The 3,408-nt window shown below is 47.6% G+C and carries 4 protein-coding genes; all 4 read right to left on the reverse strand.

Annotated features, from left to right (window positions below):
• Positions 1-112: 112 nt before the first annotated feature.
• The 4 genes from wtpC to modA are packed head-to-tail and all read right to left on the reverse strand — an operon-like array spanning position 113 to position 3,354.
• Positions 113-1,177 (reverse strand): tungstate ABC transporter ATP-binding protein WtpC, encoded by a 1,065-nt coding sequence (gene wtpC / locus QCH34_RS09205; protein WP_300333178.1) that lies wholly within the window; start codon positions 1,175-1,177, stop codon positions 113-115.
• 9 nt (positions 1,178-1,186) lie between these two features.
• Positions 1,187-1,981 (reverse strand): ABC transporter permease, encoded by a 795-nt coding sequence (locus tag QCH34_RS09210; RefSeq protein ID WP_300333180.1) that lies wholly within the window; start codon positions 1,979-1,981, stop codon positions 1,187-1,189.
• Positions 1,978-2,514, reverse strand: coding sequence for a tRNA (N6-threonylcarbamoyladenosine(37)-N6)-methyltransferase TrmO (tsaA, locus tag QCH34_RS09215; protein ID WP_300333182.1), 537 nt, complete (start codon positions 2,512-2,514; stop codon positions 1,978-1,980). The genes QCH34_RS09210 and tsaA overlap by 4 nt, the downstream gene beginning before the upstream one ends.
• 33 nt (positions 2,515-2,547) lie before the next feature.
• On the reverse strand, positions 2,548-3,354 hold the full coding sequence (modA, locus tag QCH34_RS09220) for a molybdate ABC transporter substrate-binding protein (protein ID WP_300333184.1): 807 nt from the start codon (positions 3,352-3,354) through the stop codon (positions 2,548-2,550).
• Positions 3,355-3,408 lie beyond the last annotated feature (54 nt).

Genomic DNA, 3,408 nt, shown 5'->3' on the forward strand with positions numbered 1-3,408 from the left:
CGGCCGGGTTGATCGAACCCTGCCAAGGAGTGCTGCTCCGTAATGATTCATGCTGGTATATATTGCCTGCCGGAAGAGAAAAGTGAGGTGGTCAGAAGACCCTTTTCCGGCTTCATTCCGTTGTGCTTTTTCCAGGGAAGAGATGAACTGATGTTGCTTTAAATGCAATATATACCAAATCCCCGATTCCCAGTTCTGCCTCCTCGAAACCCTGCCTTGTCAGCGCGACAACAAACGTCACTCCAATGTCAACAATGAGCCTTATCATCGCGCCACAGTGGCGGATCTCAGATATCTTTCCGGGAAAGGCGTTTCGTATGGGTGATGCAAGAGGCGCGGTAGAGATGAGAATCTCCTCCGGGCGGACGGAGATGTAAACATCTCCCACTACTTCAGAATGAGCCCTGACAATAATATCCCCGATTTTTATGCTTGCAATTCCATTTTCAGACGTTGAAGTGCCTTTGAATACATTTGTGGCACCGACAAATTCTGCTACAAAATGGTTCTTTGGCTTTCTGAAGATCTCATCAGGTACGCCAACCTGCACTATTTTGCCTTCATTCATGATGGCAACACGATCGGCGAGATCAAATACCTCTTCAAAGTTGTGGGTGATATGAATGATCGTTGTTTTTGTGATTTCGTGAAGATCTTTTAACTCCTTTCGGAGATTCTCCCGTGTTTTTGCATCCAGTGCACTGAGAGGTTCATCCAGCAGGAGCGCCCATGGATTCATCACCATTGCACGTGCAATAGCTGCCCGCTGTTGTTCTCCTCCGGAGAGTGTATCAGGATAGCGGTGGAGAAGGTGGGCAATATGGAGCATTTCCGCATATCTCTGAACTGCCTCATGTATCTCGTCTGATGGAACCTTTTTGGATTTCAGGCCAAATGCGATGTTATCCCTGACAGTGAGATGGGGGAAGAGCATGTAATCCTGATAGACCATCGTGATATTCCGGTCCTTCGGAGGTGCATGGGTAATATCATCCCCATCGAGATGGATGGAGCCGCCATCAGGCTCATAAATGCCTGCGACAGTTTCAAGAAGTATTGTCTTGCCTGCTCCGGTTGGCCCGATGATCACGATGTATTCTCCTTTGGATATCTCAAGAGAGGCATGATCCAGGAAGAATTCTCCCATATCCTTGGATATATTCTGTATCTGTAACATCTTAACCTCCTATAATCTGGCGAATCCGCCGTAACGTTCGAAGATATAGAGCGAAAGAAGACTCATGAAGATCAAAATCGTTGCTGCCGAGATGGCAAGATCCAGTTTTCCGCATGACATATTCAGGAAAAGCGAGATTGGCAATGTTTCAGTTGACATACGGGTTGCCCCTGCAACCATCAATGCCGCACCGAACTCTCCGATGCCTTTTGCCCAGGTGATGACCGATCCGGCAAGGAAACCATTGGCTGCCATGGGAAGCGTTACCCTCCAGAGTGCCTGTGTATCATTACAGCCGAGTGTTTTGGCTACATACTCATAACGAGGGCTGATCCCTTCAAATGTTGAACGCATAATGCGGAGCATAAACGGGACATTCACAAAGAATTGTGCTATAATGATTCCCAGTGGAGTGAAGACAAAGACAAGCCCTGCCATGGCAAGCGCCTCTCCAACCGGTGTTGTTCCAAAGAAGAGCAGCAGCCCGACACCCGCAACAAGAGGCGGAAGGGCAAGTGGCATGTCGAGAATGGTGTTTACCACATGCTTTCCGGGAAAATCATATCGTGCCAGTGCATAGGCAGAAGGAACGCCGATTAGGATGCAGAGCCCTGTTGAGATAAACGATGTAACCAGGCTCAGGTAAATTGCAAAATGGATCTCAGGCGATTTTAGTGAGTTTATCATCCCCTCGAGTGTGGGATGGCTCATGATCAGAAGCAGGAGGAGTACGATGAAGAGAGCAAGCCCCACACCAATTGCAATTGTAGCAATCCTCAGGGGGGATTTGACACCCCTTCTCATAGGTTGATCCTCTTCCGATCCCTCAGCGCTTTTGGAGTGCTGTTCCATTCTGCGATGCCATCAAAGTGCTGGTCATCAACCCATCCGCTTGATACTTCATCTCTGTTGTCAAACTGAAACACATAGGGTTTGATGTCGATGAGCGGGGTTTTATCAAGGATATCCACGCCTTTGATGGTGAGTATATTTCCTTCGACTGCAAGGAGCCGGACTATTGAGATGCCAAGGGGATTTGGTCTGTTGAAGTGCCGGATGGCAAAGATTCCGCGTGCTTTTTCAACATCAAGAAATGGTCTCTGGAGCAGAGGCCCGCCCTGTGCACGGTGAAAGTGGTAAAGGAGAATGAGATGTGAGAACGATTCGATCTCCTGCAGCCCCTCTGCATATTCTGGGAAAACCTCTACTTTTCCAATAGATTCATTGAATATTCCCTGTATCGGAGTTTCTTCCTGATTTGTAAATTCTGAATGGATAAGACCTATCGGGTGGTAGCAGATCTCCATAGCTTTGATAGCGTTGTTCTGTTCATTCATCGGAAAATCACCTTGGAATAAAAAAAAGAGTATTTAGATCTCCCCGTAATAGGGGTCAGGGTATGTGGTGAACCCGTGTGCTGTAAAGATCGCTTTTCCTTCATCTGATGCGACAAAATTGACAAACTCTCTTGCAGTCTCCGGGTATTCAGAGAAGGTAAGGCTGCCAATCGGGACAACTTTCACGATATTCTGTTCCTTTGGTATAGTGATCTTTTCCAGTTTTTCACTCTCAAAGAGGTCTTCCCAGATAATCGCAGCATCTGTCTGCCCAAGTGAGGTATGGACAATAAGTTCGTTCACAGTCGCTGTTCGTGCAATGGTATTTGCCAGCACTTCATCAAGGATACCGTTGTTCTTCAGGAGGGTGTCAGAGAGTTTTCCAATTGCAGCAGCTTCTGCGTCTCCAAGCTCGACTTTGACACCCGGTTTTGCCAGATCTTCAAGAGATGTGATTCCTGCCGGGTTCCCCTTGGGAACAATGATGATCGGAATGTGGTAGACAACATTTGCTTCAGTGTCGATGAACCCCTTTTCACGGGCTGCATCAATATACGAGGTGGCACCGGGCATATATGCGTCACCCTGCTGTGTCAGCTCCATCTGTGAGAGGAGCGTGTTTGATCCGCCATAGTTGTAGTGGATCTTCACACCTGTTCTCTCTTCAAATGCCATTGCGATGTCGTCCATAGGTTCACGCATTCCTGCTCCGCAGTAGACGAGCAGCGAGTCAGGCTGTGCATTCTCTTCACCAGCTGGTGTTGTACCGGTGCATCCGGAAATACAGATGCAGGCAGTTGCTAATAGCATTACCAGAATAATGCCACTTTTTACGTTCATAGAGAAAGATGGCGGATCAGCTACGATAAATGTGTGGGTATATGCAGTTAATTT

The sequence above is a fragment of the Methanocalculus sp. genome, from assembly GCF_029762515.1.
Classification (GTDB): domain Archaea; phylum Halobacteriota; class Methanomicrobia; order Methanomicrobiales; family Methanocorpusculaceae; genus Methanocalculus.